Here is an 18,063-nt window from a genome sequence, read left to right on the forward strand (position 1 = left end):
CTCCTGTAAATGTAGAATTTCTACATATGAATCGCTCGTTGCATTGAAGCCAAAATGGATTCATGCATGGCTTCTGATAATGTTGGATGTGGGAAAATCACTTGAGCTAAACTTTCATCAGTTGCCTCTAGATATTTGGCAATCGCAAAGCCTTGAATATGTTCGGTCACTTCATGGCCAACCATATGTGCACCAAGTAATTCCCCAGTCTCTGCATGTATCACCGTTTTAACGAAACCTGTCGCATCTCCAATTGCCAAAGCTTTACCATTTGCAGTTAAAGAAAACTTGCCGATTCGTATAGGTAGATTCTTAGCTTTTGCTGCATTTTCCGTTAAACCAATACTCGCCACTTGTGGATGCGTAAAAATACAACCAGGTATCTGGCTACGGTCAAGTGAATGTACATTAGCTACACCAGCAATTTTTTCGACACATATCATGGCTTCGTGGCTTGCTTTATGTGCAAGACACGGTGCACCAGCCACATCACCAATTGCATAAAGCCCTGCTACGTTGGTTTTACAATAATCATCAATTGCCACAAAACCTTGGGGATTGAGTTCTACACCTAAACGCTCCAGTCCTAGTTCCGTGGTATTCGACTGTACACCAATTGCCGAAAGCACACGGTCAAAAACAAGCGTTTGAACGTCATTTGCTGTTTCAATCACACAGTGAACTTGACCATTTTCAATTTGAATACTTTGAACGACAGCATCGGTTAAAACTTTCATTCCTTTTTGTTCAAATTGTTTTCTGACAAATTGGGCAACTTCCGGATCTTCAGTAGGTAAAATCTGCTTGGCTAAATCAATAAGGGTCACCTGACATCCCAAATCTTGATAAAGACTGGCAAACTCACTACCAATTGCACCTGAACCTACAACCAGTAAACTTTTTGGTAACTGCTCTGGAACAAGCGCTTCTTTATAGCTCCAGACATATGTTCCATCGACAGGAAGTTGAGGAACATGTCGGGCTTTAGCTCCAGTTGCCAAAATGATATGTGGTGCACTCAAAGCCTGACTATTACCTTGAGCATCGGTCACTTCAATTTTTTCTTTCGCTGTAAGTTGAGCGCGACCACTAAAAACAGTGACCTGATTCTTTTTCAACAAGTAATCGATGCCTTGTACTAATTGAGCTGACACTTGTCGGCTATGTTGCACAAGCTTTTGAATATCAAAATCGAGTTGGGATACCTGAAAACCAAACTGTCCAGCATGTTTAAACTGGGTTGCGAGCTCTGCCCCTGCAAGCAAAGCTTTGGTTGGAATACAGCCCCAATTTAGACAAATTCCGCCTAAATGTCGCTCTTCTACAATTGCGGTTTTTAACCCGAGCTGGGCTGCACGAATTGCAGCCACATACCCACCCGGTCCCGCGCCAATCACAATTAAATCAAATTGAGCTTCTGACATGCGGGTTCTCCTACACCAAAATTAAAGCAGGGTTTTCAACAAACTGCTTAAAGCTGGCCAAGAATTTCGCCCCAACTGCGCCATCAATAACTCGGTGATCGCATGACAACGTCGCTGTGACAATCTCACGAACCACTACATTGCCATTTTCGACAACAGCGCGAGATTCCGAAGCACCTAATGCCATAATTGCACCTTGCGGTGGGTTAATAATGGCATCGAACTGTTTAATGCCTAACATTCCTAAATTTGAAATGCTAAAGCTACCACCCTGAAACTCGTCAGGTTGTAACTTGCCAGTCTTAGCACGAGTTGCCAAATCACGCATGTCATCGGAAATTTGTGCTAAAGACTTCTGATTTGCTGCTTTTACAATGGGTGTAATTAAACCGTTTGGAATCGCTACGGCCACCGAAATATCCGCTTGAGAGAACTGTAAAATTGATTGAGTCGCCTCATCAAATTGAACATTCACCTCAGGTACTTTAATCAGCGCGGCGGCAGCTGCTTTAATTAGCATGTCATTAATAGAAAGTTTCACTTGGGGAACAGTCTCATTAATCTGCTTACGTAGTTTTTGCAAAGCCTCTACGTTGAGATCGACCACTAAGCGGAAATGCGGTGCGTTACGTTTTGCAGCCTGTAACCGTGAAGCAATCGCTTTACGCATCCCATTCATCGCCACCGTCGTAACGGTTGATTGTGGTTGAGCTGCACATTGCACAGGTTGTTCATTTACCGACGTTGGATTGTTACGATAGTAAACTGCCTCAACATCTTCTTTACAGACACGGCCACGAGTACCTGAAACACGGCAATCATTTAGGTTAATGCTCCACTGCTTTGCTAAACGACGTGCTACAGGCGTTGCTAAAACTTGGCTATCATCGGCCGTAGATTTAACCACTTTAGCTTGAGTTTGCTGCTTAATATCAGGCCACTGACCACCAGCAGCCTGTACAGCCTTCTGGATGTCTTGAACACTAATACGTCCTTCACGACCAGAACCTGTGACTTTTGCCAAGTTTACATTGTGTTTTTCTGCAAGCTTTAATGCATGCGGCGTTGCAAACAACTCATTAGATGTTTGATAGCCTTGTAATGACTCTGGTACAGCGTAGTCCTCTTTCGCTACCTTTGCAGGAGCTGAAGCACTAGCTGCTACAGTCTGTGGTTGTTCTGTTTTTTCAGCAACAGGTGCAGATGTTTCCGCTTTACTTTGCTCCGAAGGTGCTTCCGGGGCTTGAGCTGCTGAACCACCTAGTGATGCAATAAACTTTTCAATTTCTGCATCAGAAACTTCACTATCAGCACATACGGCAATAAGACCACCAACAGGTAAAGTATCACCATCTTTCGCTAAAATTTTACGGAGCGTTCCAGCAAAAGGCGCTTCTAACACATTGACGATTTTTGTGGTTTCAATTTCACAAATTTCATCGCCTTTATTAAAGCTATCACCCTCTTTAATCAACCATTGGGCGATCGTGCCTTCTTCCATGGATAATCCCCATTTCGGGATCTCCAGCGTTTTAATTTCGCTCATCCTAAGCCTCCAATGTTTTTCGCACAGCTTGCTCAATACGCTCTACACTTGGAATCCATTCTTTTTCTAAAACTGGAGAGAATGGAACAGGCGTATGTGGTGGCGTTACGAGTTCAACAGGTGCTTTCAAATAGTGGAAACCTTTTTGCGCGATCAGGGCGGCAACATCATGACCAAAGCCACAGCGTGCCGCTGATTCATCCACAATAACCACACGCCCAGTCGATGCAACAGATTCTAAAATTCCTTCTTCATCCAGAGGTGAAATTGTGCGAGGGTCGACCACTTCAACCGAAATGCCATCTTTTGCTAGTTTATCTGCTACTTCATTGGCACGGTGTACCATCAGGCCTAAAGCAATAATGGTCACGTCTGTTCCTTCACGGGTGTAATTTGCTACACCAAAAGGAATAGTATAGGCATCATCTGGAACTTCGCCTTTAATGTCATAAAGCATTTTATGTTCACAGAACACTACAGGGTCATCATCACGAATAGCCTGAATTAATAGCCCTTTCACATCATATGGGCTAGATGGAACCACAACTTTTAAGCCCGGAACCGCAGCAAATACGTTATACGGTGACTGAGAATGCTGAGCTGCCGCAGAGAAACCTGCGCCAATCATGCCACGTACAACCATTGGCGCTTTTGCTTTTCCGCCAAACATATAACGGAATTTAGCGGCTTGGTTATAGAGCATGTCATGACACACGCCATAGAAATCCATAAACATTAAATCGGCAACAGGACGTAAACCTGTTGCTGCAGCACCAGCAGCCATACCGATAATTGCAGACTCGGTAATTGGGGTATCAATAACACGTTCCGAACCAAATTCTGTCCATAAACCTTTGGTTACGCCCAATACACCACCGAAACCTTCTAACTGGTTTTCTTCAGTGTTTTTACCGCCGTGCCCACCACGAACATCTTCACCAACAACAAATACGGTTGGATCACGACGCATTTCTGATTCAATGGCTTCTTTAATTGCATTACGAAAACTTTTATTTGGCATCTTTACTATTCCTTTAGTAAGAGACATAGACGTCAGTAAGGAGTTGTTCTGGTTTCGGATATGCCGCAGCACGGGCTTTAGCAACGGCATCATCAACATTTGCCTTTGAAGCTGCATCAATCTCGTCTAGTTTGGCTTCATCAATTTTGCCTTTGACTTTCTCACGGAAAATTTTTAAAGGATCTTTATTTTCTTTGATGAACTCGACTTCTTCTTTAGAACGAATCAAGCCAGGGTCACCTTCGAAGTGGCCATAAAAACGGTTTGTGATGGTTTCAATCACGCTTGGACCTTCACCACGGCGCGCGCGTTCAATGGCATTTTGAGCGGCTTCATAGACGGCAAAGAAGTCTGTACCATCAACTTTAACTGCCGGTAAACCGAACCCTGCTGCACGACCAGCAATGTCTTTGCTTCCTACAGCGTAATCATGACCAGTCCCCTCACCAAAACCGTTATTTTCAAAAACGAAAATCACAGGAAGTTTAAGAACAACAGCCATGTTCATCGCTTCAAAAGTAAGGCCTTGGTTTGAACCACCATCACCTGTAAAAGACAGTCCGACGCCACCAGTCTTTAAAGTTTTCGCTGTCAACGCTGCACCAATTGCTAAAGGAGGCCCACCACCCACAATCCCGTTGGCACCGAGCATACCTTTATCTAAATCGGCAATATGCATAGAACCGCCTTTTCCACGGCATAGCCCGTCATCTTTACCGAAAATTTCCAGCATCATGGCGTGAATATCACAGCCTTTTGCAATACAGTGTCCATGTCCACGGTGTGTTGAAGTGATATAGTCTTTGTCGGTTAAGTTTTCGCAAATCCCGACTGCTACAGCTTCTTCTCCGCTATATAAGTGAATAAAGCCTGGAATATCACCATTGGTATTTTCTTCATGAAGTCGATCTTCAAATTCACGAATATCACGCATGCGTTTATATGCTGCGAGTAATTGCTCTTCCGTTAATTGCATATCCTTTTCCTTTATTATCTTGATTATTAAAAATCAACCAAGTTTCAGCGAGTGTTATATATTTCGCTACAAATAATAAAGCTCAATTTAATTTAATATGCTATTAGACTAAAAAGTTTTAAATAAGTTTTTTAGCTATTAATTTTTATTTATCACAAGCTTACACCGCAAAAATAAAATTAAAAAATTTTAATTCATTTCATGCACTTGTAAAACAAACCTTTAACCAACCTTTATTAATTTATAATATTTGCTGTGCACTATACGCATTAATAAATTCTTTATTTCTTATTTATAGAAATAAGGTTTTTTATTATAACCAGTTAAGTTGCAAATTAATTTAATATAAAATGGAATTTTATATATGGACTTAAAAAGGCAAATAGAAACAGGTATTAAGTTAAGAGGAATAGATAAAGTTTCTCGTATTCCCATTAAAATTTTACCTACCGAAGAATTACCTAAAAAACCTGAATGGATTCGAGCAAAAATAACTGATTTCGAAGAAATTCAACGTATCAAAAATTTATTACGCCAACAAAAGCTACATAGTGTTTGTGAAGAAGCCGCATGTCCAAATCTACCTGAATGTTTTGGTGGTGGTACGGCAACATTTATGATTATGGGAGATATTTGTACAAGACGTTGCCCTTTCTGCGATGTAGCACATGGTCGTCCAATGCCTTTAGATGAAAATGAACCTAAACATCTAGCTGAGACGGTCGCTAACCTAAACTTAAAATATGTAGTCATTACCTCTGTAGACCGTGATGATCTACACGATGGTGGTGCAGCACATTTTGTGAAGTGTATTGAAGAAATCAGAAACCGTTGTCCAGATACGCTGATTGAAATTTTAGTTCCGGACTTTCGTGGCCGTTTAGAAACAGCACTCTCTACATTAAGTTTATCACCACCCGATGTGTTTAATCATAATATTGAGACAGTACCACGTTTATATAAAGCGATGCGGCCCGGTTCGGACTATGAGCATTCGTTAAATTTATTAAAACGTTTTAAAAAATACTGTCCTGATATCAAAACTAAATGCGGCCTAATGGTAGGGCTAGGAGAAATTGAAGCTGAAGTTATTGCTCTACTCAACGATTTAAAAGATCATGATGTAGATTTAGTGACTATTGGACAATATTTACAGCCCTCTAAATCACATGCCCCTATTCACCGGTTTGTGAATTTACAAGAATTTGAAAGATACGCTCAGCATGGCCAGCGTTTAGGCTTTAAAAATATCTGGAGTGCGCCAATGGTCCGTTCTAGCTATTTTGCCGATCGGCAATATTTTGGAGAACCTGCACCAAAGCCATTTTCAAGAGAGGATGTTTTGTCATAGGACGAAGCGAAATAACAAAACTTACTCAATAGGATAATAGTCAAACCGTTTAAAATTATTTAAGGTAAATGAAATAACGAGGAAATAGTCACAATAAGAAAGCTAAACCTGTTGAGCGGCCACGGATACGCCATTTCAACGATAAAGGAACTTCGATATGGATATGTCAAAACAATTATTATTGCCTTCTACAGACAACCTTCCGTCTTTCTTTAGACCGGAAACAATCTCTGAAACACCTTGTTTAGGAAAAAAGCCGTCACTCGATCTAGATGCGGCTCCTATATTTGATCTAGATCATGAATGGCAACATTCCTTATTTGGTCGTTCAATCCAAGAGTGCCATAGAAATTTGATGCACATTGCTGAAGATGCAGATATGGCAATTGGGGTGACTGACCCTCACGGTACTTTACTCTGGACATGGAGTAGTACACCTATGCGTTCATCTGCTGAACAAGTCCATTTTGTTGAAGGTGGGCAATGGTCAACTCAAGCGGTTGGTCAAAATGCAATTGGTCTTGCCCTAAATACACATTCTGCAAGCTGTGTTTATTCACATGAAAACCAGATGAACAGCGTTAGAGACTGGGTATGTTATGCAGCCCCAATCACTGACGCAAATACAGGCCAGTTTTATGGCATTATGAACTTATCAACTAAATATCAAAAGCATAATTCACTTGGAATTTTAGCTGTTGAACGCTGCGCCGATATTGTAAAACAAGCCATTCAACTTCATCAAAAGAACATTTTATATATTAAGGCGCTAGGCACGCCTAAGGTTCAATACAATCAACATGGCTTGACACTCACGCAGCGCCAAATCGAAATTTTATGTATTCTTGCTTTATGTCCGGAAGGCATAAACTTAGAAGAGCTTCACTATGCCTTATATGGCGATCGACCAGTGAGTACCACTACACTAAAAGCTGAGCTCTCACAGCTTCGAAACCTGATTCCCGATGTGATCGAGTCACGACCATATAGACTTAACTGTGAAATTCAATGTGACTTTCTCATGGCTGAGCAAGCACTAAACTTAGGTTTTACTGCAACCACTTTAACACTGTATAGAGGTAGTTTTTTAGCCAAGTCAGAAAGTCCGTTTTTGTGTGCTTGGAGAGATTGCTTTGACGCCCGCTTGAGTCATGTTATCTATCAAATTGATGATGTAGACCAACTATTACGTGTGGTTAGCCGTGTTCCCGACCGTGTTGATGCCGTTGAACGCTTACTTGAACTTCTGCCCGAAGAAACACCGTATCGGGCAAAGCTCTTAAAATTGCTCGAATAAAATAAAAGGGAGAATATGTAGAATATTCTCCCTTTTTAAGTTGAGATCAAGCAGAGGCTTGAAGCTGTACTCTATAGCAATCGTCTAAAGCTAATTCATAATACCGCAGCCCTTCTTCAGCAGCATGAAATGCTTTTTGCTGCCAGTCAGGACGGTCATTACATAAGCGCTTAATCAACTCCATAGCTTCATATGGATGAAGATCATCGTAATGTGCATGAGCGCGCAACCAAGCTAAAGAACGCTTATCAATGGTAACTTCCGGATGATCCGTATAAGCGTGTATGCCTTTATAGACTTGAATAGACCAGTCACCTGTCGCCCATTCAATTGCTAAATTGGTCGCTGCCAGACATTCAGCCAAGTTGCCACGATGACTCATATTCCAAAGAAAATGATTCACCGCATTCATCGAAGCTGGTGGGCGAACACTATCGAGTTGTTCTACCGTTAATCCAAAACCTCTAGCCCAATCCCGATACCACTGTAAATGGCGCTCTTCGACCTTAATATTTTGAATTAACCAATCTCTTGTTTCAGTAACGCCAGGTTCTGCAAAAGCAGTTGCTTTAGCTAACGCACCAGCCATATATGACGGGAAATGCGCTACTAATGGATAGAAATTAAGTAAAGCATAACGGAAACTTTCTAGGCTCAATCCCCCATTGGCCATTTCAGTAAAAAACGGATGCTTACTCACCCGCTCCTTAACTGGTAAAAGATCCTCCCAAAACCGCTGAGACCATCCATTATGCGGCGTAATTTCTAAACTCATTCCATATTGATTTAGAGCAGTCATTGCTAATTTTCCTATTTATATGACAGCAATCATCTGTACTTCACGGCTATAAGTCTATCCGAAAATGATAAAGATACAATCTTTAATCGACCATTTGTAATTTTTTCTCAAAGGTTTCGAATCTTTAGATAATTGTGACGCTAATCATTGAAATGTCGTGATTTTTATCACAATTAGGGGGCGTAAAAATCATTACTTTTTTAAAAAATCTGTATTATTATTTTAAATAAACCACACATTATATAACCAATACTTTTAGATGGAACTTTAATAAAACAAGTCTCATTTTATGCCAACTTCCAATATAGAGAGCATTAATTATGAAGTTGCAAGGTTCCAATATATTGGGACAGGAACAAATAGATTTATTAACCACACGCGGATTAAATTTCGTATGGTTTCCAAAGCAACTTGAAACGATATATCGTTTTCAATATCAAAATGGTGCAGCCTATGAGTTTCGCTATAGAGCACCTATTATTTTAATATTATATTTATTTTTAAGCTTTGGTATATACCAAGTTTTACCAACCGAACAAGTTTTATCCTGGTTAAGCTATTATTCTTGGGTAGGCATAATTGTTTTAATCGCCTGGATTTTATCATTTATTAAAAAATTAAATCAGTGGTTTGATTATTATGTCGGCATTGGTTCTTCCGCTGCCGTTGCCATAACATTTATTTTAATTAACGTTTTAGAAAATGGCCAAGATAATGTACTTTTTCATGCAGCAATGATGTATGCCATTGTGATTATCTATGGTGCGGTAGGCATGCGTTTTTATACTGCCATTATTGCAGGATGGGTCGGCGGTCTTATTGGTATTTTGGTAAGTACCTATTTGAACGGAGACATAGACTGGACCTTCTTAAACCGTACCTATACGTTTAGTAGTTTCTTAGGCATGACCCTTGCCTATGCTACGGATCGTCAGCACCGTGAAAACTATTTACAAAACTGTATGATTGAGCTCAACCGTATTGAACTCATGCAACAAGCTCAACAACTGTCACTGCTTTCTCAACAAGATGCTTTAACCGGGCTTGCTAACCGACGTTATCTTGATGAAACACTTGATAATGAATGGCGACGTGCATTACGCCATGAGACTCCTCTTACTATTATGATGGTTGATATTGACTTCTTTAAACCATATAACGATAGCTTAGGCCATCTCAAGGGTGATCAGTGTTTAAAAGATATTGCGACTGCAATTTCCTCAATTGCTGCTCGTAGTGGCGATTTAGTTGCCCGTTATGGCGGTGAAGAATTCTTACTTTTGTTCCCGATGACAAATGCACAACAAGCCAAAATTCAGGCCGAAAGATTAATGAATGCAATTAAGAAAATTGCTATTGTTCATCCATGTAGTAGTGTTTCACCATACGTAACTATTAGTGTTGGCGTGGCGACCACAATTCCACGTTTAAATGATTCAATTTCTGCTTTTGTTAGTCGTGCTGATCATGCGCTCTATCAGGCAAAAACAAATGGCCGCAATCAATATCAAATTGCTTTGAATGAAGAACAAATTGTAGATCTAACTTAATGATTTATTTTTAAGGTAATCATGTGATTTCAATAAAAATAGAAAAGCCACATAATTTTGATTATGTGGCTTTTTTAATACGCTGATTAGAATTAACTATGGTTCAATTGGCGCAAATGGAGGAACAACATCCGCGTTTTGAGCACGGTGGCGTAAGAAATGATCCATTAGAACTATCGCTAACATTGCTTCTGCAATCGGAGTTGCTCGAACGCCCACACACGGGTCATGACGGCCTTTAGTTAACACATCAGTATCTTCACGATTTAAGTTAATCGTTTTACCTGGCGTTGTAATACTTGCTGTTGGTTTTAGTGCAATCGCCACACGAATGGTCTGGCCACTTGAAATACCACCTAAAATACCACCAGCATGATTCGCTAGAAAGCCATGACTAGTCAATTCATCACGAGTTTCATGTCCAAACTGTCCTGCTACAGCAAAACCATCGCCAATTTCAACACCTTTAACCGCATTAATACTCATCATTGCATGTGCAATATCAGCATCTAAACGGTCAAAGACAGGCTCACCCCAACCTACAGGAACTTTTTCGGCTAAAATTTCTAACTTAGCACCGCAACTTGTACCTTGCTCACGTAAAGATGTCACCAATGCTTCAAAACGAGGAACAGCATCTACATCGCCACAGAAAAATGGATTATTTGGAACTTCATTCCAATCTAGTTTTTCAGCAACTTCATTACCAATTTGAGTCACATGACCGCGAATCAAAACACCAAATTTTTCTGCTAGATATTTCTTCGCAATAGCACCCGCTGCAACACGCATAGCAGTTTCACGAGCACTTGAACGGCCACCACCACGATAGTCGCGGAAACCATACTTTTGCGTATAAGTGTAATCTGCGTGACCCGGTCTAAAAGTTTGTGCAATATTTCCATAATCTTTCGATTTTTGGTCTGTATTGCGAATGAGTAAACCAATTGGCGTACCAGTAGTTTTACCCTCAAACACACCCGAAATGATTTCAACCTGATCAGGCTCTTTACGCTGAGTCGCAAATTTGGAGGTTCCCGGCTTACGGCGATCGAGATCTTTTTGCAAATCTTCTTCGGTTAATGCAAGGCCTGGTGGCACTCCATCAACAATTGCCATTAAACCAACCCCATGCGATTCACCGCATGTAGTCACACGAAAGAGTTGTCCAATACTGTTCCCTGCCATATGTACAACTCCTTAAACTTGTTCTTCAAATAATTTTCTATAACGACGACATTGTTCAGCAGTCAAAGCAAAAATACCTGAACCACCTTTTTGGAAAGTAAGCCAGTTGAAATCAACTGTATTAAAGTTTTGGCGCATAGCCCATTCAGAGTTACCGACTTCAATAACTATAAGACCATCTTCCGTTAAGTAATCTGCCGCTTGAGCAAGCATTTTACGAACCAAGTCTAAACCATCCTGACCTGCTGCCAATGCAAGCTCAGGTTCATGTAAAAACTCTTCCGGTAAGTCAGCCATATCTTCGGCATCAACGTACGGAGGATTACTTACAATTAAATCGTACTGGTTTTCAGCTGGAATTTTTTCAAATAAATCCGACTCAAGTAATGCAACTTGGTATTGTTTATTGTGATGTTCAACGTTAATTGATGCTACTTCTAAAGCTTCTTTAGAGATGTCTGTTGCATCTACTTCTGCATCTGGATAAGCATAAGCTAAAGCTACCGCAATACAGCCAGAACCTGTACACATATCTAAAATACGTTGTGGAGTTTTAGGCTTGGTATTTTCTGGTAAGTTATTAAGCGCTTCACGCATTTGGCCATTTTCATCTAAACAATATGGCGCAAAACGTTGCTCAATTAACTCTGCAATTGGTGAGCGAGGAATAAGTACGCGCTCATCCACATAAAATGGCTTATTAAAGAAATAAGCTAAATTTAATAAATAAGAAGTCGGAATACGCTCATTAATACGGCGTTCCAACAAGCTTAAGAATTCTGCTTTTTCACTTGGTAAAAGCTTCGCATCTAAAATCTCTGAATCTGCTGACCATTCAAGAGATAAGGTTTGTAAAACTAATGCAGAGCTTTCTGCGAAATAATCTTCAGTACCTTGTCCTAAATGTGCATCATATTGACGTAATGCTGACACCCCAAAACGAATAAAATCTCGAATTGTTGATAAATTTTCAGCAGCTTCCTGTAATTGTTCAGGGCTAATCGTCGGTCGCTCCACTTAGGCGTCTCCAAAGGCAAATTTTGCAAAGTGACTATTCTACTGAGTGAGGTAGTGCAAAGCAACGCTTTGCCTTGTGAACCAGTGTTTTACATATCTATCTCGAACAGTCAGGGCTCAAAATCAAAATACTTTGTTTTAATTAAGAAATAATGAACTTTTAAATAGGGTAAAATTTAGTCTATAAAATAAAAAAGCGGCCTTTCGAAATGAGCCGCTCTTTAAGTATATTTAGTTTAAAGCTTAAGTTTTTCTGCCACATAATCAGAATCTTTATCGCCACGACCCGACAGATTCACCACGATCATGGTTTCTTTCGGCAGTTTTGGCGCTTCACGTATTGCCCATGCGACAGCATGTGAGCTTTCAAGCGCAGGAACAATACCTTCAACTCGTGATAAGGTCATAAACGCATCTAAACATTCTTGGTCAGTTGCAGTGCTATATTCCACACGGCCTAAATCTTTTAAGAAACTATGTTGTGGCCCAACACCAGGATAGTCCAATCCTGAAGCGATAGAATGCACAGGTAAAGGTTCACCCGCCTCATTTTCAAGAACATAACATGCCATACCATGAATTTGGCTTGGTTTACCTAATGTTAGGGTTGCCGAATGCATATTTGTGTCTAGCCCATGTCCAGCAGGTTCAACTCCTACAAGTTTCACATCTGAATCATTTAAAAAAGCTGTAAAGGCACCGATTGCATTTGAACCACCACCGACACATGCGACAACACAATCTGGATTTTTTCCAAATCGTTGATGCGTCTGCTCTTTAATTTCCTTACCAATAATCGATTGAAAATCTCGAACCATTTTAGGAAATGGATGGGGTCCAACCACAGAACCAATCGCATAAATAAAGTTTTTAGGATCTTTTAAATATTCTTCAAACGCGCTATCTACGGCATCTTTTAAGGTTGCTGTACCGCGAGTTACTGACACCAAATGAGCGCCCAAAATTTTCATTTTGACCACATTTGGATGTTCTTTTTCAATATCTACTTGCCCCATGTGGATTTCACATGGAATACCCACTAGAGCACAAGCCGTTGCTAAAGCCACCCCATGCTGACCCGCACCCGTCTCGGCAATGACTTTCTTTTTGCCCATATACTTAGCAAGTAAAGCCTCACCTAAACAGTGGTTAATTTTGTGGGCACCGGTATGATTTAAGTCTTCACGCTTTAAATAAATTTGCGCGCCACCTAACTGTTCTGAAAGGCGTTTTGCATGAAATAAAGGACTGGGACGGCTGACATAATTTGCAAAGAGGTCTGCTAATTCATTTTGAAATTCTGGCGTATGGCGAATTTCTTCATAAGCAACATTAATTTCATCCATTGCTTCTTTTAAATGTGGAGGAATAAATTGCCCTCCATATTCACCAAAAAATCCTTGTTCATTCGGTAAAGCAATACCATTAATTTGATGTTGCATATCATCCCTCTTTTTAAATTATTAAAGTTATCAAGTTTATCGAGAAAGGTAACGCGTCAAATCCTCAATGCCTTTTAGGGTCATTGGATACATATGGTTTTCAAAAATCTCTTTAATCCAACCAATTGTTTGAGTGTAATGCCAATACCCTTCTGTTTCAGGGTTTAACCATGCTGTTTTATCAAAATGCTGACGTAGGCGACGTAACCAAACTTCACCTGCTTCATCATTCATATATTCAACCGAACCACCTACCGATTTCAGCTCATACGGTGCCATACTGGCATCACCTACGACAATTACACGATAGTCACGTCCATAGGTATGAAACAAGTCCCATGTGTTCATGCGAGTAGCTGTTCTTCGGTAGTTATCTTTCCAAACATAGTCATAAAGACAATTATGGAAATAAAAGTATTCAAGCGTTTTAAATTCTGTTTTAGCTGCGCTAAATAACTTTTCACATTGGGCAATGTGTGCATCCATCGAACCACCTACATCAAACAACATGAGCACTTTGATTCGATTTCGACGCTCTGGCACCATTTGAACGTCAAGAATACCCTGCTTGGCCGTTTCACGGATTGTACCGTCAACGTCTAACTCTTCGGCAGCACCTTGTCTTGCAAATTTACGTAAACGTCGTAAAGCAATTTGCATTTGGCGGGTACCAAGAACTTGGTCGTCATCTAGGTTTTGGTATTTACGCTGTTCCCAAACTTTAACCGCTGAACGTTTACGGCCCGGCCCACCAATTCTGACGCCTTCCGGATGGTCACCAAAAGCACCAAAAGGTGAAGTTCCACCCGTGCCAACCATACGGTTACCACCTTGATGTTTTTTATGCTGTTCACGTAAACGCTCTTCTAGCATTTTCATCAGTTCTTCTAAAGAACCTGCTTTTTGAAGTTCAGCTCTTTGCTCTGGTGTTAAATGCTTTTCTAGAAGTTCTAAGTCGAACCAGTCTTTTGGAAGTTTATGGACTTGCTTGAGTAACTCATCAATATCAAAGGTTTCTATGCCATCAAAGTAATCTTTCATGGCACGATCGAACTTATCAAAAAAACGTTCATCTTTAACTAAAATGGTTTTAGCAAGTTGATAGAAATCTTCTTGATCGGCAAAAACTAGCCCTTCGCTTACTGCACGATTTAAGTCAATCAGTTCACGAGTCGTGACTGGAACACCATATTTTCGTAAGGTGTAAAATAACCGCACAAACATGGGTTATTCCCTCCTTTAACGTCGCGACATGAAAGCCAAACGTTCAAGCAGTTGCACATCTTGTTCGTTTTTAATGAGTGCGCCATACAAAGGTGGAATAGCTTTTGATGTATCTCGATTACGTAGTACATCTTCAGGCATATCATCTGCCATAAGCAGACTCAACCAATCGATCAGTTCAGATGTAGATGGTGGTTTCTTCAAGTTAGGAATTTCACGGAGCTTGAAGAAAACTTGAAGCGCTTCATTTACCAAAGTTGCAGAGATATTCGGGAAATGTACCGAGATAATTTCGCGCATCGTTGCTTCATCTGGGAACTCAATGTAATGGAAGAAACAGCGACGCAAGAAAGCATCTGGTAATTCTTTTTCATTATTTGAAGTAATAATTACGATTGGACGTTGAGTAGCCGTAATTGTTTCGCCTGTTTCATAAACATAAAAAGACATTTTATCAAGTTCATGTAACAGGTCATTTGGAAATTCAATGTCTGCCTTATCAATTTCATCAATTAAAAGCACACAGCGCTCTTCACTGGTGAAAGCTTCCCACAATTTACCGGGCTTAATATAGTTCTTAATATCGTAAACACGATCATCACCAAGTTGGCTATCACGCAAACGAGACACAGCATCGTATTCATATAAGCCTTGCTGTGCCTTAGTCGTTGACTTGATGTGCCAAGTAATGAGTTTTAAACCAAGACTTTCTGTCACTTGCTCGGCAAGTAAAGTCTTACCTGTACCCGGCTCACCTTTAACCAATAAAGGCTTTTGCAAAGCACGAGCTGCTTTTACAGCAAGTTTAAGACTATCAGTCGCGATATATTGATCTGTACCGGTAAAATGTTGGGTATCAGCAGACATGTAGAGACCTTATTTTTCTATTTCAATGGTTAGATGGAACGCATGCTTTTGTTTGTTATATATTTTGACCAACAATAGCCAATAACCAAACCTAGACCGATTACAAACAGAATTAAGGATAAATTTGACCAGATTAAAGGACTGTCTTTAGTTAAAACACCAAATAGTAGTCCAAAAATAGCTGGCGCTACAGATGCATTAGGCCCTTCCGAAACAGTCGGTGTCACCAAAATAGCAAAAACAACTAACCAGCTTATTGCGCCCAAAGTGGTAGGTAAGCGGCGCATTAAACGCCACCAGCACCACAAGGCAATAATAGCGCCAACGCCATAAGCTGTTAAAGCAATAATCTCTTCAGGAATTGCATCGAGAGAAGAAAGTAATTGATTTAAAATTCCAGCTTGATCTTCACGCACCACGTAAGCCCTCTGGTTCAACTGCATTTGGGTTAATTAACCCTTCTGGCGGCATCTGAATAAAGAAGCCTTTTGTTTGTAATGAGTCTAGAACATGTAAAACATTTACACGCGCTAATTTACGTGTTGGAGCCAATTCTAAATGCATGACAAACGTTGCACGGCCAAAGGCTTGTAAAACAGCTTCTGGAACTTTTTCAAACGGATCGGCTTGCTCCGTTTCATCAGGATAGTTTGGACGAGCAATATAAATGTACATTTCATCTTTTTTGCTCGATCTATAAATATCACAGTGCATTTCAAATCAACTCTTGAACTAAGGACAGCATACATGAAAAAAAACGACAGACACACGCAGGTTTGTTTACGCATCAGTCGTTTTTTCTTTTCTTGCAAAATATTAACCTACAACAATCATTAAGGTCGATAAATAACTTTTAATTTTCCAAAGTTTTAAATTTTCAACCTTCATTAACTCTTTAATTTTACATAAAAAATCTTTTTGTCGACTTTTATAAAATAAAAATTTTACATTTTAAAAACAATAAAATTTGAACTAAAGCAGACTAGCTTTGATTTAATCTATTGAATTTTATAAATTTACGGTTAAGTATAAAGTTAAATAAGCTCTAAATAAGATTCAACTTATGTATACAGGATAAGACATTATTTAACCGTTTTTGATTTTTAATATGATTCAATAATAGAAGATCTTAAAAGAAAATATGGAGGTCTATGCTATGTCTCGTGGCGACAAATCATCTTATACAGCAAAACAAAAACGTCAGGCGAAACATATTGTTGAGAGTGAAGTAGATAGAGGTCATTCTCAAGAAGAAGCTGAACGTATTGCATGGTCTACCGTCAATAAACAAGATGGCGGCGGCAAGAAAAAATCACATTAAAACTACCACTGGATACTTCTTTAGTTGGCCTATGACTAAAGAAGTATCTTATCAACATGTTAACGCAAGCATTAAAAGATTCTTGAGCCTTGCATATAATCATTACTTACCTGATTTAAAGTATTTAAGATTATATGGTCATCTTGAGTACTTAAGGCTTCATTTAAGCGATTCATGTAATTCACTAACATTTCTTTCGAAGCTTGAGCGAAATCGGTAGTTACCGCTTCATCTTCATATAAGATGACATAACTACGGGCAAACCCATAAATGAGATAAATTACAGCTTTTTCGTTTAGGTGTGATGAATGTTTGAGATGGTGTTCACAGGCACTTTTTAAATTCTTAAATGCATCTGTACCAGTAGATTGATTTTTGAAAGATGAAAGTATTGTTTGGAAGTTCATATCCATATTCCACTCAAAAAGTAAAGCTACAGAAGAAGGATAAACCTGTCAAACAATATGTTGATTATTATGAATTTAGATTGTAAAAAATTATAAAAAACGCCCAAAATTATGGGCGTTTTCATTGAACAAAAGCTTAGAAACTGACTTCAATATTAACTGTTGTACCTGATTGCTCAATATTGGTTGAGACATTAAAACCTCGTGTTTTTAACTCTTCCTCTACCTGTGTGATATGTTCAGGATGCAAAGCATCTATTGGAAATTGAAAAACTGCCCGTCGCTTACCTTCTTTCGAGATTTCCTCGGTTCCAGATAAAATTTTTTCTAACAATAGTGCTTGATCTATTTTTACGTCTTTCGCATTTTTTCTTGCCTGTTCAGCATTAAAATTATTCGTCATATTTATATCTCTAATTATTAGTAGTTTTCATTTATAACATAAAAAAATTGATCTCAATATTAGCTTATTATTGATTTTAAAAACTTTTTACTCCTCCATATATAAAATTAGAGGCCTCCTCTCCCCGAGAAGGCCTCTATATTTCTGCACCGAAACAAACTTATAGTTATATATTGTTTATTTTGAAATTGTTTTTCTTGCTACCAAGAATATACAGACCTGTATATATA

The 18,063-nt window shown here is 39.4% G+C and carries 18 protein-coding genes; 4 read left to right on the forward strand and 14 right to left on the reverse strand.

Features of this window, described 5'->3' with window-relative positions:
• Positions 1 to 20 precede the first annotated feature (20 nt).
• From lpdA to RFX69_RS15530, 4 genes are read right to left on the reverse strand one after another with little or no spacing between them, the layout of a single operon-like run.
• Positions 21 to 1,424, reverse strand: a complete 1,404-nt coding sequence (lpdA, locus tag RFX69_RS15515; RefSeq protein ID WP_215763505.1) for a dihydrolipoyl dehydrogenase — start codon at positions 1,422 to 1,424, stop codon at positions 21 to 23.
• Positions 1,425 to 1,434: 10 nt separating this feature from the next.
• On the reverse strand, positions 1,435 to 2,970 hold the full coding sequence (locus RFX69_RS15520) for a 2-oxo acid dehydrogenase subunit E2 (protein WP_215763506.1): 1,536 nt from the start codon (positions 2,968 to 2,970) through the stop codon (positions 1,435 to 1,437).
• Between the two features lies 1 nt (position 2,971).
• Positions 2,972 to 3,991 (reverse strand): alpha-ketoacid dehydrogenase subunit beta, encoded by a 1,020-nt coding sequence (locus RFX69_RS15525; protein ID WP_001133053.1) that lies wholly within the window; start codon positions 3,989 to 3,991, stop codon positions 2,972 to 2,974.
• A gap of 13 nt (positions 3,992 to 4,004) precedes the next feature.
• Positions 4,005 to 4,967 carry a thiamine pyrophosphate-dependent dehydrogenase E1 component subunit alpha gene (locus RFX69_RS15530; RefSeq protein ID WP_004747291.1) on the reverse strand — a complete coding sequence of 321 codons (963 nt, stop codon included), beginning with the start codon at positions 4,965 to 4,967 and terminating at the stop codon, positions 4,005 to 4,007.
• A gap of 364 nt (positions 4,968 to 5,331) precedes the next feature.
• On the opposite strand from RFX69_RS15530, the gene lipA reads away from it, so the two are divergent.
• Together lipA and RFX69_RS15540 are read left to right on the forward strand one after the other, a co-directional pair.
• Complete coding sequence (gene lipA, locus RFX69_RS15535) at positions 5,332 to 6,318, forward strand: lipoyl synthase (RefSeq protein WP_289332791.1); 987 nt, start codon at positions 5,332 to 5,334, stop codon at positions 6,316 to 6,318.
• Positions 6,319 to 6,475: 157 nt separating this feature from the next.
• Positions 6,476 to 7,615, forward strand: a complete 1,140-nt coding sequence (locus tag RFX69_RS15540) for a helix-turn-helix domain-containing protein (RefSeq protein ID WP_000367581.1) — start codon at positions 6,476 to 6,478, stop codon at positions 7,613 to 7,615.
• 46 nt (positions 7,616 to 7,661) lie between these two features.
• On the opposite strand, the gene RFX69_RS15545 is transcribed toward RFX69_RS15540, so the two are convergent.
• Positions 7,662 to 8,414, reverse strand: a complete 753-nt coding sequence (locus RFX69_RS15545; protein ID WP_289332792.1) for a TenA family transcriptional regulator — start codon at positions 8,412 to 8,414, stop codon at positions 7,662 to 7,664.
• Between the two features lie 320 nt (positions 8,415 to 8,734).
• Here RFX69_RS15545 and RFX69_RS15550 point away from each other — a divergent pair, with 320 nt between their 5' ends.
• Positions 8,735 to 9,964 carry a GGDEF domain-containing protein gene (locus RFX69_RS15550; protein ID WP_000775755.1) on the forward strand — a complete coding sequence of 410 codons (1,230 nt, stop codon included), beginning with the start codon at positions 8,735 to 8,737 and terminating at the stop codon, positions 9,962 to 9,964.
• A 96-nt stretch (positions 9,965 to 10,060) separates the two neighbouring features.
• Here the strand turns inward: RFX69_RS15550 and aroC are convergent, their stop codons facing one another.
• The 7 genes from aroC to RFX69_RS15585 all read right to left on the reverse strand — a co-directional run bounded on the left by aroC (position 10,061) and on the right by RFX69_RS15585 (position 16,416).
• Positions 10,061 to 11,152 carry a chorismate synthase gene (gene aroC / locus RFX69_RS15555; protein ID WP_000918444.1) on the reverse strand — a complete coding sequence of 364 codons (1,092 nt, stop codon included), beginning with the start codon at positions 11,150 to 11,152 and terminating at the stop codon, positions 10,061 to 10,063.
• A 12-nt stretch (positions 11,153 to 11,164) separates the two neighbouring features.
• Positions 11,165 to 12,169 carry a 50S ribosomal protein L3 N(5)-glutamine methyltransferase gene (prmB, locus tag RFX69_RS15560; protein WP_289332793.1) on the reverse strand — a complete coding sequence of 335 codons (1,005 nt, stop codon included), beginning with the start codon at positions 12,167 to 12,169 and terminating at the stop codon, positions 11,165 to 11,167.
• Positions 12,170 to 12,405: 236 nt separating this feature from the next.
• On the reverse strand, positions 12,406 to 13,611 hold the full coding sequence (gene trpB, locus RFX69_RS15565) for a tryptophan synthase subunit beta (RefSeq protein ID WP_289332794.1): 1,206 nt from the start codon (positions 13,609 to 13,611) through the stop codon (positions 12,406 to 12,408).
• 36 nt (positions 13,612 to 13,647) lie between these two features.
• Positions 13,648 to 14,835 carry a VWA domain-containing protein gene (locus tag RFX69_RS15570; RefSeq protein WP_000498050.1) on the reverse strand — a complete coding sequence of 396 codons (1,188 nt, stop codon included), beginning with the start codon at positions 14,833 to 14,835 and terminating at the stop codon, positions 13,648 to 13,650.
• A gap of 15 nt (positions 14,836 to 14,850) precedes the next feature.
• Positions 14,851 to 15,702 (reverse strand): MoxR family ATPase, encoded by an 852-nt coding sequence (locus RFX69_RS15575; protein WP_309169485.1) that lies wholly within the window; start codon positions 15,700 to 15,702, stop codon positions 14,851 to 14,853.
• A 29-nt stretch (positions 15,703 to 15,731) separates the two neighbouring features.
• Positions 15,732 to 16,118 (reverse strand): hypothetical protein, encoded by a 387-nt coding sequence (locus RFX69_RS15580; RefSeq protein ID WP_001206390.1) that lies wholly within the window; start codon positions 16,116 to 16,118, stop codon positions 15,732 to 15,734.
• On the reverse strand, positions 16,111 to 16,416 hold the full coding sequence (locus RFX69_RS15585) for a YcgL domain-containing protein (RefSeq protein WP_000543500.1): 306 nt from the start codon (positions 16,414 to 16,416) through the stop codon (positions 16,111 to 16,113). The genes RFX69_RS15580 and RFX69_RS15585 overlap by 8 nt, the downstream gene beginning before the upstream one ends.
• Positions 16,417 to 16,858: 442 nt before the next feature.
• Between RFX69_RS15585 and RFX69_RS15590 the strand changes: the two genes are divergently transcribed.
• Positions 16,859 to 17,023, forward strand: a complete 165-nt coding sequence (locus tag RFX69_RS15590; RefSeq protein ID WP_000086293.1) for a hypothetical protein — start codon at positions 16,859 to 16,861, stop codon at positions 17,021 to 17,023.
• A 71-nt stretch (positions 17,024 to 17,094) separates the two neighbouring features.
• On the opposite strand, the gene RFX69_RS15595 is transcribed toward RFX69_RS15590, so the two are convergent.
• Positions 17,095 to 17,436, reverse strand: coding sequence for a hypothetical protein (locus tag RFX69_RS15595; RefSeq protein WP_000367440.1), 342 nt, complete (start codon positions 17,434 to 17,436; stop codon positions 17,095 to 17,097).
• A gap of 130 nt (positions 17,437 to 17,566) precedes the next feature.
• On the reverse strand, positions 17,567 to 17,833 hold the full coding sequence (locus tag RFX69_RS15600) for a hypothetical protein (protein ID WP_000183704.1): 267 nt from the start codon (positions 17,831 to 17,833) through the stop codon (positions 17,567 to 17,569).
• Between the last annotated feature and the right edge of the window lie 230 nt (positions 17,834 to 18,063).

The organism is Acinetobacter sp. 148 (assembly GCF_031196675.1).
Lineage (GTDB): Bacteria > Pseudomonadota > Gammaproteobacteria > Pseudomonadales > Moraxellaceae > Acinetobacter > Acinetobacter baumannii.

What these genes read in the sequence shown, in the direction of transcription:
- lpdA (WP_215763505.1), bottom strand. Translation starts at nt 1,424, where the DNA reads ATGTCAGAAGCTCAATTTGATTTAATTGTGATTGGCGCGGGACCGGGT.
- RFX69_RS15520 (WP_215763506.1), bottom strand. Translation starts at nt 2,970, where the DNA reads ATGAGCGAAATTAAAACGCTGGAGATCCCGAAATGGGGATTATCCATG.
- RFX69_RS15525 (WP_001133053.1), bottom strand. Translation starts at nt 3,991, where the DNA reads ATGCCAAATAAAAGTTTTCGTAATGCAATTAAAGAAGCCATTGAATCA.
- RFX69_RS15530 (WP_004747291.1), bottom strand. Translation starts at nt 4,967, where the DNA reads ATGCAATTAACGGAAGAGCAATTACTCGCAGCATATAAACGCATGCGT.
- lipA (WP_289332791.1), top strand. Translation starts at nt 5,332, where the DNA reads ATGGACTTAAAAAGGCAAATAGAAACAGGTATTAAGTTAAGAGGAATA.
- RFX69_RS15540 (WP_000367581.1), top strand. Translation starts at nt 6,476, where the DNA reads ATGGATATGTCAAAACAATTATTATTGCCTTCTACAGACAACCTTCCG.
- RFX69_RS15545 (WP_289332792.1), bottom strand. Translation starts at nt 8,414, where the DNA reads ATGACTGCTCTAAATCAATATGGAATGAGTTTAGAAATTACGCCGCAT.
- RFX69_RS15550 (WP_000775755.1), top strand. Translation starts at nt 8,735, where the DNA reads ATGAAGTTGCAAGGTTCCAATATATTGGGACAGGAACAAATAGATTTA.
- aroC (WP_000918444.1), bottom strand. Translation starts at nt 11,152, where the DNA reads ATGGCAGGGAACAGTATTGGACAACTCTTTCGTGTGACTACATGCGGT.
- trpB (WP_289332794.1), bottom strand. Translation starts at nt 13,611, where the DNA reads ATGCAACATCAAATTAATGGTATTGCTTTACCGAATGAACAAGGATTT.
- RFX69_RS15570 (WP_000498050.1), bottom strand. Translation starts at nt 14,835, where the DNA reads ATGTTTGTGCGGTTATTTTACACCTTACGAAAATATGGTGTTCCAGTC.
- RFX69_RS15575 (WP_309169485.1), bottom strand. Translation starts at nt 15,702, where the DNA reads ATGTCTGCTGATACCCAACATTTTACCGGTACAGATCAATATATCGCG.
- RFX69_RS15585 (WP_000543500.1), bottom strand. Translation starts at nt 16,416, where the DNA reads ATGCACTGTGATATTTATAGATCGAGCAAAAAAGATGAAATGTACATT.
- RFX69_RS15590 (WP_000086293.1), top strand. Translation starts at nt 16,859, where the DNA reads ATGTCTCGTGGCGACAAATCATCTTATACAGCAAAACAAAAACGTCAG.
- RFX69_RS15595 (WP_000367440.1), bottom strand. Translation starts at nt 17,436, where the DNA reads ATGGATATGAACTTCCAAACAATACTTTCATCTTTCAAAAATCAATCT.
- RFX69_RS15600 (WP_000183704.1), bottom strand. Translation starts at nt 17,833, where the DNA reads ATGACGAATAATTTTAATGCTGAACAGGCAAGAAAAAATGCGAAAGAC.